The 15,346-nt window shown below is 46.5% G+C and carries 13 protein-coding genes; 4 read left to right on the plus strand and 9 right to left on the minus strand.

Going from position 1 to position 15,346, the window contains the following annotated elements; all coding sequences use genetic code 11:
- Nucleotides 1–5: 5 nt before the first annotated feature.
- The gene (gene prmB, locus CA267_RS03505) at nucleotides 6–941 is read right to left on the minus strand and encodes a 50S ribosomal protein L3 N(5)-glutamine methyltransferase (RefSeq protein WP_075608767.1); all 936 of its coding nucleotides are present in this window, start codon (nucleotides 939–941) and stop codon (nucleotides 6–8) included.
- 154 nt (nucleotides 942–1,095) lie between these two features.
- Here prmB and smrB point away from each other — a divergent pair, with 154 nt between their 5' ends.
- Nucleotides 1,096–1,659: an endonuclease SmrB gene (gene smrB / locus CA267_RS03510; protein ID WP_321174010.1), complete on the plus strand. Its 564-nt coding sequence runs from the start codon at nucleotides 1,096–1,098 to the stop codon at nucleotides 1,657–1,659.
- Here the strand turns inward: smrB and CA267_RS03515 are convergent.
- The 4 genes from CA267_RS03515 to CA267_RS03530 form a co-directional block, all read right to left on the minus strand.
- Nucleotides 1,622–1,792: a DUF3149 domain-containing protein gene (locus CA267_RS03515; protein ID WP_083638360.1), complete on the minus strand. Its 171-nt coding sequence runs from the start codon at nucleotides 1,790–1,792 to the stop codon at nucleotides 1,622–1,624. The two genes, smrB and CA267_RS03515, sit on opposite strands and share 38 nt — an antisense overlap.
- 665 nt (nucleotides 1,793–2,457) lie before the next feature.
- Nucleotides 2,458–3,096 carry a transglycosylase SLT domain-containing protein gene (locus CA267_RS03520; RefSeq protein ID WP_075608765.1) on the minus strand — a complete coding sequence of 213 codons (639 nt, stop codon included), beginning with the start codon at nucleotides 3,094–3,096 and terminating at the stop codon, nucleotides 2,458–2,460.
- A gap of 63 nt (nucleotides 3,097–3,159) precedes the next feature.
- Nucleotides 3,160–4,761 carry a glutamate--cysteine ligase gene (gene gshA, locus CA267_RS03525; protein ID WP_075608764.1) on the minus strand — a complete coding sequence of 534 codons (1,602 nt, stop codon included), beginning with the start codon at nucleotides 4,759–4,761 and terminating at the stop codon, nucleotides 3,160–3,162.
- Nucleotides 4,762–4,858: 97 nt separating this feature from the next.
- Nucleotides 4,859–7,717 carry a M16 family metallopeptidase gene (locus CA267_RS03530; protein ID WP_075608763.1) on the minus strand — a complete coding sequence of 953 codons (2,859 nt, stop codon included), beginning with the start codon at nucleotides 7,715–7,717 and terminating at the stop codon, nucleotides 4,859–4,861.
- A gap of 221 nt (nucleotides 7,718–7,938) precedes the next feature.
- Here CA267_RS03530 and CA267_RS03535 point away from each other — a divergent pair, with 221 nt between their 5' ends.
- The 3 genes from CA267_RS03535 to CA267_RS03545 are packed head-to-tail and all read left to right on the plus strand — an operon-like array spanning nucleotide 7,939 to nucleotide 10,132.
- Nucleotides 7,939–8,493, plus strand: coding sequence for an Hpt domain-containing protein (locus tag CA267_RS03535; RefSeq protein ID WP_075608762.1), 555 nt, complete (start codon nucleotides 7,939–7,941; stop codon nucleotides 8,491–8,493).
- Between the two features lie 3 nt (nucleotides 8,494–8,496).
- The gene (locus CA267_RS03540) at nucleotides 8,497–9,219 is read left to right on the plus strand and encodes a TIGR01621 family pseudouridine synthase (protein WP_075608761.1); all 723 of its coding nucleotides are present in this window, start codon (nucleotides 8,497–8,499) and stop codon (nucleotides 9,217–9,219) included.
- Nucleotides 9,212–10,132, plus strand: a complete 921-nt coding sequence (locus CA267_RS03545) for a ketopantoate reductase family protein (RefSeq protein ID WP_075608760.1) — start codon at nucleotides 9,212–9,214, stop codon at nucleotides 10,130–10,132. Before CA267_RS03540 ends, CA267_RS03545 begins: the two co-directional genes overlap by 8 nt.
- A 19-nt stretch (nucleotides 10,133–10,151) precedes the next feature.
- Here the strand turns inward: CA267_RS03545 and lysS are convergent, their stop codons facing one another.
- The 4 genes from lysS to argS form a co-directional block, all read right to left on the minus strand.
- Nucleotides 10,152–11,693 (minus strand): lysine--tRNA ligase, encoded by a 1,542-nt coding sequence (lysS, locus tag CA267_RS03550; protein ID WP_075608759.1) that lies wholly within the window; start codon nucleotides 11,691–11,693, stop codon nucleotides 10,152–10,154.
- 22 nt (nucleotides 11,694–11,715) lie between these two features.
- Nucleotides 11,716–12,814, minus strand: a protein-coding gene (prfB, locus tag CA267_RS03555; RefSeq protein ID WP_097349168.1) for a peptide chain release factor 2 whose coding sequence is annotated in 2 segments (ribosomal slippage) — nucleotides 11,716–12,738 and nucleotides 12,740–12,814 — 1,098 coding nt in all. Because the reading frame shifts where the segments join, the coding sequence is not laid out codon by codon here.
- A 120-nt stretch (nucleotides 12,815–12,934) separates the two neighbouring features.
- A complete protein-coding gene (locus CA267_RS03560; protein ID WP_075608757.1) occupies nucleotides 12,935–13,510 on the minus strand; it encodes an NADPH-dependent FMN reductase in 576 nt (191 codons plus the stop codon).
- A gap of 89 nt (nucleotides 13,511–13,599) precedes the next feature.
- Nucleotides 13,600–15,333 (minus strand): arginine--tRNA ligase, encoded by a 1,734-nt coding sequence (argS, locus tag CA267_RS03565; protein WP_075608756.1) that lies wholly within the window; start codon nucleotides 15,331–15,333, stop codon nucleotides 13,600–13,602.
- Between the last annotated feature and the right edge of the window lie 13 nt (nucleotides 15,334–15,346).

The raw sequence follows: 15,346 nt of genomic DNA on the forward strand, positions 1-15,346 counted from the left end.
GATTGTTAATTCCTTGTATTCCAATAATTTTGAAGAACGCTTTTCGACACAGCAAAGATACCGTGCCCGCCATGCTCCAGCACAACCCATTCTACAGCCAAACCAGGAAAACGGCTGGCCATATGCACTTCACTGTTTCCGACTTCTATAAACAACCAGCCATCATCTGTTAAATAATCAAGTGCCTGCTTAAGCATAATCGCGACCAGATCCAGACCATCGTTGCCGGCAGCAAGCGCCAGCTCCGGCTCATGATGATATTCATCGGGTAAATCTGCCATGTCTTCAGCGTCAACATAAGGTGGATTTGAAACAATCAGGTTGTAACGTTGGCCTTGCAGATTCGTAAATAAATCCGAGTGTATCGGATAGACTCTGTCGGCCAGTTGGTGTTCCTGAATGTTCAGATCTGCCACTTCCAGCGCATCCTGACTGATATCGACGGCATCAACGTGAGCTTCTTCAAACGCATAAGCCAACGCAATAGCAATACAGCCTCCGCCAGTGCACATGTCTAAAATGTGTTTTGGCGCTGTATCAAGATAGTTCGCAAACCGCGCTTTTATAAGTTCAGCAAACGGTGATCGCGGGATCAGCACCCGTTCGTCCACATAAAAAGGCAGATCACAAAACCAGGATTCGTGGGTAATATAAGGCAGCGGCAGTTTCGTCTGCACGCGCTTTAAAACCAGCTCAGCCACTTTCTCACGTTCACTGCGGGTAAGCCTGGCGCTAAATAAACCATCGCCGGTTTGTTGTGTCAGGTTTTGCGGCAAGTGCAGCGCATACATCACCAAAGTGACGGCTTCATCCCAGGGGTTATCGGTGCCGTGACCAAAGTAGAGATTGGCATCATTAAAACGGCTGACCGACCAACGCACCATATCCAGTACGGAGTGTAGGTCATCGATGGCTTCTTCAAGGTAAATCTTATCCGTCATAGGGTCTTAGGTACATCGCTATGAGTAAAGCTGGTATCATACCCAAAGTTACCACGCTCGCCCATGGTTTATTTAGCGCTTGCGTTAGTAGATTTTGTCATTGCTTAGCGATTGCAGGTTTTATCGATGCCGTAGAGCAGTAGGAGGAAAGGTTTTGACAGGGCAAAAAGACCGGAAAAGCAAAATGAATGACGATCTTTCACTTTTTCGTGAGGCAGTGTCTGGTATCGCGCCCATTGCACAAGATAAAGTTACCCACGATAAAAAAATCAAGTTACGCGCCAAAGCTAATGTTCAGCAGAAAGGCAGAAGTCAGTCTCGTCAGGTTGCAGCCAGTTTTGCATTTTCTGATATATACGAAGCCAATATGCCTTCTGAAGGCCCTGTAAGATATTGTCGCGAAGATGTCTCCACTCATGTACTTAAACAGTTGCGTCGGGGCGATTATTATCCAGAGCTGATATTAGACCTGCATGGTTTAACAAAAGAAAGTGCCAAACTTGAACTTGCAGCACTTATTCACGCAGCGCGTAAAGAATTAATAGAATGTGTGGGCATTGTTCATGGCATTGGCCAGGGCATTTTAAAGCGCGCCCTTCCCCACTATCTTATTCAGCACCCGCACGTGAAAGCATTTCACCAGGCACCTCTAGAGTACGGCGGACAGGGCGCTTTGTTAGTCATGATAGAAACCTCTGATCCTCGTTATCGTGAGTAGACTTGCTGCTTTTTTCCTCTTTCGCCATGTTGTGCATAAACAGGTAAGTGTAGTAAAGCATCATCACGATTATCATCAGAATACCTAGTAAAGGGCCCCACACCACGGGATCGGTTAGCATTTTCAGCATCATAGTCGTTCCTAAATCAGTTATTAAGCATATTGTGCCTAATCCTTTTGATACCCGATGTGATCTATATCAATATTTAGTGATACTAATCCGCAATGATGTGTGCTCCCTCCGCGCGAGAATTCTTCAACGTTTAACAAACCAATTTCGTGAAGGTTTAGTGGCGGTAAATCGCGCAATTGGCGTAGCTCGAAACCTGCCCTGAGATAACACAACAACTTTTCATAGATATTTTAATAAATTTAATAAAACGATATTGCTAATCATTATCATTTGCACTATTCTGAAAATGCCTGTTCGACGTTGGGTATTAACGGTCTTGGCTTAACGTCGATTGTGGGCAGATGTGTGGTGCATCTGCCCACCCTTTCTTCGTCTGGCAGACTCACCCCCCGATTTTCCAAACCAACAAACGCTCACACAGGCGGACACGCCAATGCGTGCGTCGGTGACACAAGCACGGTGAATAATACTCATTAATGTGTGCTTACGCAGTGCGAGACTTTTTCAACTTTTGACAAGCCAATTTCATGAAGGTGTAGTGCGGCTAAATCGAAAGCAATTGGCGCAACTTAAAAAGCTGAAAGAGCCACGCCATGCTGGCCGCGCTTTCCCGGCCGCGCCTTGCTGGCCGCGCCCACAGGGAGATGGAGGAATAGAAAATAAATTCAGGAAAACAGCTTCATGAACCAGTTTTTCTGCAGGTCTTCTTCACAGGTTTTAAGCTGAGTCGCATAACGAAGGGAACGGGATTTTACTATCCGCGCCACTTTCTTCAGCCAAGCCTTCTGATTATAGGTTTTACGACGATATCCGCCCCACCCTTCGTGATAATTAAGATACTGGGCGTAAGCATCCCATTTTGACACACCGTTTATGGAATGGGTTTTATAAATAAACCAGCCCATAAAATCCATGGCATCTTCAAAGTCATCTCGATCGGCCCAACTATTACCGGTTTCTCGTACATAGTCCGCCCATGTGGGGGTTTTCGCCTGAGAATAACCATAGGCTGAACTGACTCGCCCCCAGGGAATAAGCCCAAAAAAGACATAATCTCTGGGAGGTAAGGCATCATGCCTGAACGAACTTTCCTGATACATCATCGCCATGGGTACGTGTATAGGTACGCCCCATCTATCCCTGGCATCTGCCGCCGCATCATACCAACTGTCTTTTTCGTAAAAAATTTTACAGATGTTGCTGCTATCTGTAGGTGGCATTGTCGCGCATCCTACAAGCAGTACAGGTAGCAATACCAAACATCCAGAAAAAAAAATGCAGACTTGTTTGAACTTTTTTAACATCGGGTGTCCAAATAAGTGTTCTAGTAAAATGTGTGTTTCCCTGGAACCTTTTTGATGCCTGACCTAGTCAGGCATTTTTTTTGCCGGCGGTTCGTTATAGTACGCCCGGATAAAGGTATCAAAATCTTTATCATCATTGGCTTCAATGGTGCGCTGCGCCTCCAGAGACGCTTTTGCCATTGTCTCGAAGTCTTCAGCGGATTGGTGAGTATACGGAAAATTCGCAAATGCGTCAGTGTATTCTTTCGCCAACAACAATCCAAAGGCGCTATTGTCTGCGTTGTCTTTTCTTAAGGCAGAAAGTATTTGACCAGACGGCGTTAATTCAGGATCTTTAATTTTAGCCCACTCCCGGGTTACTGCTGCAGAATAGCGAGAGGACGCATGCGCTTTATCCAGCAGTTTGGCGGCTTGAGCGAGTTCGTCGAACAAGCGCTCTGTCCACGTATGCATCGCTATTGGCTGCCCATCTTTTTTAAGTTGAAGATGAGGCTTTCTCCCTTCCAGAACAATAGAGGTAAGGTTTTCGTTTGCTTCCATTAGTTGCTCAGCATCCAGCGTTTTACTGGGGATGAGCAAACATGTCAGTAGAAACACATCCAGAAAATCCATTTGATCGCGGCTGATGCCCACCGGGGTAAACGGGTTTACATCAAGGGCGCGAACTTCGATATAGCTCACTCCGCGCCTTACCAGCGCGTCGGTAGGTTTTTCCATCGACGCAGTAGGTTGCTTAGGACGAATGGGAGAATAAAGTTCGTTTTCAATCTGTAAAATGTTAGGGCTTAACTGCTGATAGTTGCCATCTTTGCCTGCTGAAAACTTTTTATAGGTGGATGATTCAGTATTCATTGCCGTGCGCAATAAATTCACATAGTTATCTAACTGGTTGTAGCAAATATGCAGTGCAGACTGTTCTGCATTGGTATACCCCAAATCGCTCATGCGCAACGACGTTGCATATGGCAGATAGTAGGTGCCTTTCCCCACCTTTTTAAAAGGTAGCTTATGGGTTTTACCTTTTAAAAACGAGCTGCATAAAGCCGGCGATGCACCGTAAAGATAGGGAATCAACCAACATAGGCGGCGGTAATTGCGTACTAGTGCTAAATAGTCTGCCGATATCTGATCCTGATTATGAGGGCTTCCATGCAGAGCGTCCCACTGCTGCCAAAAGTCTAAAGGAAATGAGAAATTATAGTGTACGCCAGCAATAGCCTGCATCATGCTGCCGTAGCGGTTTTTAAGACCAAGACGATAAATGCGTTTCATCTTCCCGACGTTAGATTCACCAAAGTAAGCGACCGGGATGTCATTTTCATCATCAATAAAGCAAGGCATACTCATCGGCCATAATTTTTCGCCGTCAATATGGCTCATTACGAATTTATGAATATCTTGAAGCTGCTCAATGGTGACATTGGCGTCGGTCTCTGGCGGGGTAATAAACTCCAGCAAGACTTCGGAATAGTCGGTAGTAATGCTTTCGTGGGTCAACGCAGCACCCAAAGCTGGTGAATGTGGGGTGGTCGCCAACTTACCGTTAGATTGGATACGAAGACCTTCCCGCTCCACGCCCCGCTTAATCTGAGTCAGGGTCTGCAAAAATTCGGGAGTATCTAACGCAGCCACACGTTGGCTGAAAGACAGTTCAGTAGAGGTCAAATCAATTATCCATAATGGTAGGCATTCCCGCTTTAATGGGGGGATGCCATTCAAATTCAATATTGTCATGTAAATCTAGTATTGATTTACACATAATTTAATTCTTGGGTGTTGCAGCTTCCGCTTCCAGCGACAGCTCAGTGATACCTATATCCAGGCCTTGAAGTTGTTCAAAAACCGTGGCTTTATCACCCACTACAATAATCTGCATTTTGTCTGTATCCAATTGATGCTGCGCTAACGCATCCAGCTCATCAGTGGTAATGTGATTAATAATTTTCATCTGCTGGGCGCGATAATCATCAGGTAATTGATAAGATAGCAACTGGCGCAGAAAACTGATTTTACTGGTGGGCGTTTCATATTCAAGCGCATCACTTAAAGTAAACGCGCTGCGCATAAATTCCAGCTCTTCCTGAGTCATTCCTTCCTTACGAAAGCTTTCTATTTCCCGCAGAATTTCAGAGATTCCCTCTGCAGTATTCTTCGCAGTTATATCGGCATTGGCTTCAAACCACCCTATCGTTTTGCCTCCCATAAATGCAGTGGAAGCGCCATAGGTAATGCCTTTGTCTTCCCGCAGATTAAGATTGATGCGGCTGTTGAAAGCCCCACCCAGAGGAAAGTTCATCAATCGGGATTTAAAATAGTCGCCGGTAGCATCAAATTTGAGTCCGCGTTCGACAATATAAACCACTGACTGCACCGCCCCGGGATGATTAACAAAAAAGATATTTTTATTGTCGTATTCCGGGAAGGGTGCATATTCATCAATCGAATAATCGCTCCCTTTCCAAAGGCTCAGGAAATCCAGTGATTTCGCGATTTTTTCCTGCGATAAATTACTCACTACAACGATGCTGGCTTTCGCTGGTGAGTAATACTTCTTGTAAAACGTTTTTACGTCTTCAAGGGAAATATTTGCGAGAGTCTCCATCGTGCCTTCATCCGGCAAACTTACCCGGTTTTGCTCCCCAAATAACACCTCATCTCTGGCGCGACGAGCTAAAAAAGACGGATTGTTCAATTGTTGCTGCATACTTTGTAGCACCCGCTCTTTAAGCCGTGCAAAATCTTCGGCAGAAAAAGCCGGCCGATAAAGCTTTTCTTCCAGCAACGCCAGCGTCTCATCAAGATGTTTGGTTAGTGTGGAGACGTATACCTGAGAATAGCGTCCTGCAGCATTAAAATGAACGGCGCTTCCCAATTTAGCCAGTGCGTTAGCCATTTCTTCATTGGTGTAATTCTTTGTCGATTCATTCATCATCATAGATGTTAGATAAGCGGTACCAGCTTTCGCTTTATCATCAAGTAACACACCGCCTTCCATACTTAAGGTTAGTGTTACAGTGGGGGTTTCATCGCTGGTCACACCCAGCACTTCAATACCAGGTTGAATCTCTGTCTCCCAATGCGCGGGCACCTCTACAATAGGAGTGGGCCCGGCTTTAGGCACCATTGAGCGATCGAAATTATCTTTAACCGCGGCAGTTTCGACTTTTTCAGCAGGTGTTTCCGTATGCGATGGAATATTGCGCTCCGGTAAGGCAAAATTCTGGGGCTTCACCGCGAGTTCGCTATGACCTTCTGGCACCACGCTTAGAACAACCGCGTGACCATTCTTAATGTATTTTTCATAAACGCGCATGACATCTTCAGCCGTGACGGCGTTGTAACGACGAATATCTTCCGCTACCAGATCCGGTTGGTTTTCAAATGTCTGCCCAGACGCCAAAGTAGACACTTTACCGGAGACGCTTTGCAACCCGAATACTGTGGATGCTTCAATTCCGGCTTTAGTGCGCGCTAAATCATCAGGTAACACACCCCGTGTTTCAAATTCTTTTAGCGTGGCGTTAATGGCGTTATCAAGTTCAGCAAGATTTTTCACTTTTGCCGGATTAGCAAGAGCCAGGAGCTGGAATTCACATGCCAGCTCCCGACACGGATGCGACACCACTGCTTGCACCGCATCGCCCCCCTTCACTAGGTTTTTATAAAACAGTGAGGTTTTTCCACCGCCTAAAATATCAGAGAGAACATCCAGCGGCGCTTCATCAGGATGACGTGCATACACCGTGGGAAAGGTGATTTGCAACAGCGGCAGATGCACCTTATCTTCCAGTGTCACGTAGCGATCGTTGTCCAGGCTCACAGGCTGTGGATTCGGTTCATCGACATCGGGACCTGCGGGAATACTGCCGAAATACTTTTCAACCCACTGTTTTGTTTGTGCGATATCGATATCGCCGCCAATGGTAAGCACTGCGTTATTAGGGCCGTACCAGCGCTCAAAAAACGCTTTAAGATCTTCTACATTTACCCGATCTAAGTCTTCTACATAACCGATTGTTGACCAGGAATAGGGATGGCCGGGCGGATAAAGCGCCTCGCCAGTTTTCTCAAAACGTAACCCGTAGGGCTGATTATCGACCCGCTGTGCCCTTTCGTTTTTCACTGTTTCGCGCTGATTCTCGAACTTTTTCTGATCGACGGCGTCCAGCAAAAAGCCCATTCTGTCTGCTTCCAGCCAAAGCACTTTTTCAAGCTGATTGGCCGGAACGGATTCATAATAGTTTGTTCTGTCGGTGTTAGTAGAGCCGTTCATACTGCCACCAGCCTGCGTGACAATTTTAAAATGCTGCTCGTCCGCAACGTTTTGCGACCCCTGAAACATCATATGTTCAAAAAAGTGTGCAAAGCCTGATTTACCGACTTCCTCACGCGCGGATCCCACATGATAAGTGATGTCCACATGTACAAGAGGATCTGAATGATCTTCATGCAAAACAACGGTGAGGCCGTTATCAAGCGTATAACGCTCAAAGGGGATATAGACATCTGCCGCGGAGGGATTATCTTCTGACGCTTTCTGGTTTGAGGTTTGCTGACAACCGGAAAACAGGCTTATCGCTGCGAGAAATACTATTGCTCTAATAGCCAGGTTTACTGACATCTTTCATCCTTTTTAACGAGATACACTCACCCATTCAGGGGAATCATTACTGTTGTCAAACAGTCAGTTTGAACTGAGATAATTATATTATAGCCATTCAGCATACAGCCAGATCGCTTCTGCTGCGAGCCTATTCAGAATTGGCAATTAACGTTAGACCTCTTTATATCAATTTATTTCCCTATGATTTACACTTATTTCGATATGAGAAGGGAGTATTTATGCAAGCGCCGGAGACATTAGTCGATCTCGATTTTGGGCTTTCACAGCTAGGGGGTAACAAAAGCTTGCTACTCACCTTGCTGCAAAAGTTCGCCAGAGAGTATGAACAGACCCCAGCAAAATTGGAAGCTTGTTTTACCCAACAGGATTGGCAGCAGGCCCGAAGATATATCCATACCCTTAAAGGCGTATCGGGCAATATGGGCTGCACTTCCTTACACAACTGTTGTCTTGAACTGGAAAATGCCCTCGAAAACAACAGCGTTTCGGCTCCATACAATAACTTTCTCGCAGTCTTACAGCAAACTTTCACTGTTATTAATAAACTGTCTGCCGATATTCCCGCCGCTGCCCCGCCTCCGGAAAAAGTAGCCTTTGATCCAGACGCCAGAATAGCGCTGATGGAGGCCTTAAAGCGAGGGCAGTTTGTTTCACAGCAGCAGCTTACAGATTGGCTGGCAGCGAGCATCAACGATAGCGATAAGCGGCAGGCCGTCAAAGATGCGGTGAATGAATTCGACTACCAAACCGCAATCGCGCTTTTACAAGAATAATTAATGAATCCAATACCCGTAGTACATACCCATAAGGATTTCATCGTTATAAACAAGCCTTCTGGCATAGCGATGCACGACCCTGAAAATGGGATCCTTGCCGTGTTGCAGCGTCAGCTTAATTTGCAAGGTATGCATTTATGTCATCGCCTTGACACTGTCACTTCTGGTTGTTTACTTCTGGCTCGAAACGCTCAAGCTGCCGCGATAATTGGCGATCTTTTTGCCAACCGTCTCATTCAGAAATTTTATATCGCTCAGCTCAGCAAAAAACCCAATAAGAAGCAAGGCACAATTGCCGGCGATATGAAAAACCGCCGTCGAGGCCAACATGTTTTACTAAAAAGCAAAGATAATCCTGCTGTTACCCAGTTTTTCAGCAGTACGCTTTCCAGTGGCGAGCGCGTGGCGATAGTAAAGCCTTTAACTGGGAAAACGCATCAAATTCGCGTGGCTATGAAAAGCGTGGGCAGTCCGATTGTAGGTGATGAGTTATACGGTGGTACACCGGCTGATCGCACCTATCTTCATGCCTGGGGGCTACAGTTTATTTATCAGGCGGAGGAATTTCAGTTGTTTGCCTCCCCTCAATATGGGCAATCTTTTACTCATTCCGCTTTTGCAAAATGGCTTAGCGAACTAGATTCTCCTGCCAAGCTGCCCTGGCCGCGATATCAACTGCCTTCCAACATGTCTGATAAGCCGAAAGACAACACAGATGACTGAACTCGCTTTGCGCATTGTGGGCTCAGGCGCTATAGGCTCTTTACTTGGGGCGGGTGCTGAGCAGGCGGCAATACCTTACAGCTTAATGCCAAGAAAGAATACTTCGCGGACATTGGAAGTCATAAAGCAAAACAGGGAAACAGTACGACTGAAGCACAACGCTCCTGAGCCACAAACTCTTACCGAAAAAGACATTCTGGTTTTACCGCTAAAAGCTTATCAACTTGCTGATGCCGCCCGAGCATGGCAACATCGCCTGCTCCCCTCAACGCCAGTTTTACTTCTTCACAATGGCATGGGCGGCTATGAAGCCGTACGTCAGTATTTGCCACAAAATCCGCTTTTCCTCGCCACTACAAGTCACGCAGCGTTGCGCGTGTCATCGAACTGCGTTCAACACACCGGGAGTGGACGTACCGACATCGGACCCGCCCCTGACACCACGCGGTCGGAAGATTTAGCGCACCAAATAGTTCGAGTATTTAGTGCTTGTTTTGCCCCCATCAATTGGCGGGAAGACATGCTATCTGCGCTGTGGATCAAACTGACTGTCAACGCGGTGATTAATCCGCTAACCGCTATTCATAATATTCCCAATGGAGAGCTGGCTAAGCCGGAGTACACATCCTGCATTGCCAGCGTAATAACTGAAATATTTCGCGTAATGCGTAGCGAAGGATACGACATTAGTAAGGATGCTTTACGAGAGCGGGTTTATGAGGTGATCCACGCCAGCGCAGCCAACTACTCAAGCATGCATCAGGATATCGCCCATCAACGAGCAACAGAAATTGATGCCATCAATGGCTATGTCATACGTACTGCCAAAAAAAAAGGAATTGATGTTTCCACCAACTCCTTTTTATACGAAAAAGTTTGTGCACTCCAGGCTAGCAAAGGCGTGCTGACCTAGGCGCTATTGATTTTTCCTACTAGTCCTGTGATTGTGGTTTCATATGAGGAAACAAGATTACATCTTTAATGGTAGGGCTATCGGTAAACAACATAGTTAACCGATCAATCCCAATTCCTTCACCTGCCGTTGGCGGTAAACCAAATTCAAGAGCACGAATGTAATCTTCGTCAAAATGCATGGCTTCGTCGTCGCCGGCGTCTTTTTCTTCTACCTGTTTGCTGAAACGTTCCGCTTGATCTTCTGGATCGTTTAGTTCGCTAAATCCGTTCGCCAACTCTCGACCACCGACAAAGAATTCAAAGCGATCAGTAATAAACGAATTTTCATCATTTCTGCGCGCTAAAGGTGACACTTCCCAAGGGTATTCAGTAATAAAGGTGGGTTGCTCTAACTGCTCTTCGGCCGTGGCTTCAAAAATTTCACAAAGATATTTACCGGCCCCCCAAATGCCATCCACTTCAGGCTCTTTTATGTGTAGCTGTTTAGCCATGGCCTTGAGCTCATCAAGATGCGCTTCCGGGTCGCGGATAGCCGCTTCATTCGCTTCAGGCCAATATTTTAATATCGCCTCGCCCATACTTAAGCGATCAAATGGCTTGCCGAAGTCATAATGCTTTTCTTCCAGCACATTACCTTCAGTATCACGAACAGTATTAACCAGGTCCGTCGTTCCCAGGATATCTTTCGCCAATGTGCGTAACATATCTTCGGTCAGGTTCATCAAATCGTTAAAATCTGCGTAAGCCTGATAGAATTCAAGCATGGTAAATTCTGGATTGTGGCGAGTTGAAAGGCCTTCATTTCTGAAATTACGGTTAATTTCGAACACTCGCTCAAAGCCGCCAACCACCAGGCGCTTCAAGTACAATTCAGGAGCGATACGCAGATACATGTCAATATCCATGGCATTATGATGCGTAACGAAAGGCTTTGCTGTTGCACCACCGGGAATGACTTGAAGCATGGGAGTTTCTACTTCAATATAATCCCGCGTCGTCAAGTAATTGCGGATACCGTTTATAATCGCACTACGAATTTTAAAGGTCTCGCGAGTTTTTTCACTGGTGATCAAATCAACGTAACGCTGGCGATACTTGGTTTCCTGATCGCTTAAGCCATGGAATTTTTCCGGCAGCGGACGCAGCGCTTTGGTTAGCAGCTCGTAGTTTTCCATGTCCACATACAAATCGCCTTTGCCCGACTTATGCAAAACGCCTGACACACCAATAATGTCGCCGATATCCAAGCTGCCGTAGCGCGCTTTAATATCTTTTTGTGTCTCTTTTGACGCATATGACTGAATACGACCAGTCATATCCTGCAGCAACAGGAATGGCCCTCGTTTCGCCATAATTCGACCGGCAATGCTAACCTTATTCCCCTGCTCAGCCAGCGCTTCCTTTTCCTGCTCACCGAACTTATTCTGCAATTCTTCAGCATAGTTTTCGCGGCGAAAGGCATTCGGAAACCCGTTTGCGCGGCAGTTTTCCCGAATGGCGCGCAATTTTGCCCGGCGCTCGGCTATTAATTTGTTTTCGTCGAGTTGTTGGTCGGTCATAGCCTGTTCACTTGTTAGTTGATTACAGCCCTGATTTAAGGCTGGCTTCAATGAATTTATCTAAATCTCCGTCAAGCACGGATTGCGTATTGCGGGTTTCCACTCCGGTACGTAAATCTTTTATACGGGAGTCATCCAGTACGTAGGAACGAATCTGACTACCCCAGCCAATATCGGATTTATTGTCTTCCATCACTTGTTTTTCAGCATTCTGCTTCTGAAGCTCGAACTCGTAGAGTTTTGCTTTCAATTGCTTCATGGCCTGATCTTTATTTTTATGTTGCGAACGGTCATTCTGACACTGCACAACAATACCCGTGGGTTCATGGGTAATTCGCACCGCCGAATCGGTTCGGTTAACATGCTGTCCACCAGCGCCTGAGGCACGATAGGTGTCGATCCTTAAATCAGATGGATTGATTTCAATCTCAATGTCATCGTCAATTTCAGGATAAACAAATGCCGATGAAAAAGAGGTATGGCGGCGGTTGCCGGAATCAAAGGGAGATTTACGCACTAGCCGGTGCACGCCAGTTTCCGTACGTAACCAGCCAAACGCATATTCGCCCTCAAAACGAATAGTCGCACTTTTTATACCCGCCACGTCACCGTCTGATACTTCAATAAGTTCAGTTTTGAAACCATGGGCTTCGCCCCAGCGCAAATACATGCGTAGCAGCATATTTGCCCAATCCTGCGCTTCTGTACCGCCAGAGCCTGACTGAATATCCAAGTAGCAGTCACAGCCGTCATTGGGGCCGGAAAACATGCGCCGAAACTCCAGATTCTCAAGTTGCTCAAGCAGCCCCTTCAGTTCGCCTTTGACTTCTTCAAAGGTCTCTTCGTCTTCGGCCTCAACGGCAAGTTCCAGCAGCCCTTCTACGTCCTCAGTGCCCTGGTTAAGGTTTTCGATGGTCTCTACCACCTGTTCAAGTGCAACCTTTTCCTTACCCAGCGCTTGAGCGCGTTCAGGATTGCTCCAAACCTCCGCACTTTCTAATTCACGATTTACTTCTTCTAATCTTTCTGACTTGGCATCAAAGTCAAAGATACCCCCTAAGCGCTTCCGTTCGTGCCCGGATATCGCTAATGGTGTGGTGTACAGGATTTACTTCAAACATAGTCTGCAATAATCATATTCGAGTTAAGACCGCGAATAATAACGAATTGGGGGTAATTTTGATAGCCGGAGGACCAAGAATTTGATCTCCGGCGCGAAATATAAAGGAATAAGGAATAACTTAATCGGCGTTAATTTTGCGCGCCAACTCTACGGTTTCTGCGCCTAACGCTTTCAGTTGCTGAACGGTTTTTTCGTCAACAACTCTGCCAGAGCTATCGAGCAGCGTATTTACCTTAGCGATGGCCTTCTGGTTTGGTATCACTAGGGTTCCCAGGTTTTCCAGCAGCATTCGCAGCACCACCAACACGCGCATTCCTCCCAAACCACCGCTGGAGGCCGCCATAATACCTGCGACTTTACCGCGATAAGCCGCAAGCACGGCTTCGTCGTTCGTCTTGCGCGATGCCCAGTCAATAGCGTTTTTCAGTAATGCCGGATAGCTACTGTTGTATTCAGGTGACGCAATAAGAAAGCCATCCGCTGCAATCAGCAATTCTTTAAAAGCTTGCGCCTTTTCAGGAATACCAAACTCAGTTTCTTCATCCTGGTGATACATCGGCATGGCATAATCAGCAAGATTGACAACCGTTACGTCAGCGCCTGCTTCTCGGGCGCCTTCCGCTGCCATTTCCACAACAGCCTGGTTGAATGACTGCTTACGGGCGCTGCCGGAAAAAGCGAGAATCTTGGTCATAGTTAAACTTCCCTTTACGTTAATTGCAAAACAAACAGCGGAGGCATATTACCTCTTTCACTGTGGCATAGTTTTCAATAAAAAACCGCCTACATTTTTTCCAGCGTCTCAATACCCAGCAAATTTAATCCTTGCTCAAGAGTACTAGCCACCAGTGCAGCTAAAGCTAAACGGCTATTTTTCACTGCCGGATCAACCTCTGCTTTAAGGATCGGGCACGATTCGTAGAAAGACATAAACGCACTCGCCACATCGTAAAGATAGGTACAAAGTATATGGGGAGTAGCATCTCGCGCAACTACACCAATCATTTCTTCAAATTGCAGTAACAATACGGCAAGCGCATGCTCCTGGGGCTGTTTAAGCTGAATATCTACGGGTAAATCGGCGAGTGTCACGCCCGCTTTGCGAAAAATGCTCTTCACCCGTGTGTAAGCGTACTGCAAGTAAGGTGCAGTGTTACCCTCAAAACTCAGCATTGTGTCCCAGTTAAACACGTAATCTGTAGTGCGGTTTTTACTTAAATCGGCGTATTTAACGGCGCCGATTCCGACTTTCCGAGCCACATCGGTAAGCTCGTCCTGACTCAAATCGGTATCACGAGCAGTGATCAGTTTGGCGGCACGTTCTACTGCTTCATCAAGCAGCTCTACCAGTTTTACGGTACCGCCCGTACGTGTTTTAAACGGCCGCCCATCACTTCCCAGCATCATTCCAAACGGGCAATGCTCATAGCTTTGCTCCGGCTTCATAAAATCGGCTTTACGTCCTACGATTTCGGTTTGCTTAAAGTGTAAAGCCTGGCGGGCGTCAGTAAGAATCAGAGTTCGATCGGCTTCTAACTCTCGACTTCTGTAGCGCATCGCGGCTAAATCGGTGGTGGAATATAGATAACCGCCACCGGATTTTTGAATAATATAGACGGCAGGCTTACCTTCTTTATCAGCAAGTTCGGGAATAAACACTACCTGAGCGCCCTGATCTTCCACAGCAATCTTTTTGGCTTTTAGTTCTGCGACTACATTGGCCAAATCATCGTTATAAGCAGACTCGCCCATAACATCGCCGCGAGTCAGACTGACGTTCAATTTTTGGTAAACTTCTTCGCTGTGGGCGATAGAAACATCAATAAATTTGTGCCACAACGCCATGCAATCTGCATCTTTGCGTTGTAACCTAACCACATATTCCCGCGCTCGATCAGCAAAACCTTCTTCTTCATCGAAGCGAACTTTGGCTTCCCGATAGAAGTTTTCCAGATCTGATAATGCTGTTTCGGCTACCTGGTTGTTCTGCAATTTATCATTTAAATGCGCCAGCAACATACCGAACTGGGTACCCCAGTCGCCCATATGATTTTGTCGAACAACCTTATGTCCTAAAAATTCCAGCACCTTTACTACGGCGTCCCCAATGATAGTGGTCCGTAAATGACCCACGTGCATTTCTTTAGCCAAATTGGGTGATGAATAATCGACTACCACAGTATCTGAAGGCTGTTTGGCCACGCCGAGGCGGGGATCGTGCACCGCAAGCTCACATTGGTTTGCCAGCCATTCGTCGTTCAAATGAACGTTAATGAACCCAGGACCGGCGATTTCCAGCTTAGCAGCAACATCGTTAAGCTTAACAAGTTCCACAATTTTCTGTGCGATATCACGCGGCTTTTGCTGCAGCTTTTTTGCCAGCGCCATCGCACCGTTAAATTGATATTCGCCAAACTCCGGGCGTGCACTGCGAGCAACGGGAACCGGCGCGTCATCTACACCTAATTCCTGTAACGCTTCAGTAAACCGGCTCACGAGTAATGCATGTATATTCATAATTTTTCTTTAT

The organism is Alteromonas pelagimontana, from assembly GCF_002499975.2.
In the GTDB taxonomy this organism is placed as follows: domain Bacteria; phylum Pseudomonadota; class Gammaproteobacteria; order Enterobacterales; family Alteromonadaceae; genus Alteromonas; species Alteromonas pelagimontana.